Raw genomic sequence first — 718 nt, 5'->3', positions numbered from 1 at the left:
ATGTATAACGTATTGATTCTTTGTAATCTTTTTAAAGGTTCGGGAGCGTTAACAAAAGTTCGGGAATAGGATTTTCCAACATACCGTTACAAAGCTCATCTTTTTCCTCCAACATTCTCTAATAATTTTTTGAATTCTTTGAAATCCACTGCTTCAAATGGGCGAAGACATTCTCTATCGCCTCCATGAGACGAGCAAAATTAAGAATCCGTTTTCTAAAGAATTTCGCGCGTCTCAGAGTATGTTTAGAGTCGGATATTTGGTTTTTGTGTAAAAATACTTACTAATGCATCCATAATACGTGAAAAATCAAGCGCTAATAAGAGTATAATGAGTACAATCCATTTCGTATAACGAGACATCACTTTTACACTTTTGTAGGTCATGATGATTTCTTGAAGTATTTCTTTTTCTGCTTCTGTAAGCTCTATATCGTCTTGTGTTTTTTTTCTAGCCATGTTTCCACCCACATACGCGTTCACCTAGATTATTGTGCTTTAAAATTTCTCTTGCTAAGTTTGAACTGATGGCGTTCAGATCTTTCTTGTCTAAATAAATTGGCAACCAGCCAACACAAGAAGAAGCATATTTATTTGTCGCGCAACCAGTCAGAGAGAGCAGCACGCACATCAGCATCACTTTTTTGATTAACTTCACTTTCCACCTCCAGACGTGTTGTGGCTGCTTTTAAAGCTTTTTCCGTTTGCTTTTGCTGTTC

At 36.6% G+C, this 718-nt stretch carries 1 protein-coding gene; it reads right to left on the bottom strand.

Annotated elements, in window-relative coordinates:
• Positions 1-245 precede the first annotated feature (245 nt).
• Positions 246-458 (bottom strand): hypothetical protein, encoded by a 213-nt coding sequence (locus tag ACFIK8_RS11430; RefSeq protein ID WP_375635915.1) that lies wholly within the window; start codon positions 456-458, stop codon positions 246-248.
• Positions 459-718: the final 260 nt, after the last annotated feature.

The sequence above is a fragment of the Bartonella sp. MR168JLCBS genome, from assembly GCF_042194175.1.
This window is presented reverse-complemented; position numbering and strand designations above follow the sequence as displayed.

Bases quoted from the DNA above. Each gene is read 5' to 3' on its own strand.
- ACFIK8_RS11430 (WP_375635915.1), bottom strand. From the start codon at position 458: ATGGCTAGAAAAAAAACACAAGACGATATAGAGCTTACAGAAGCAGAA.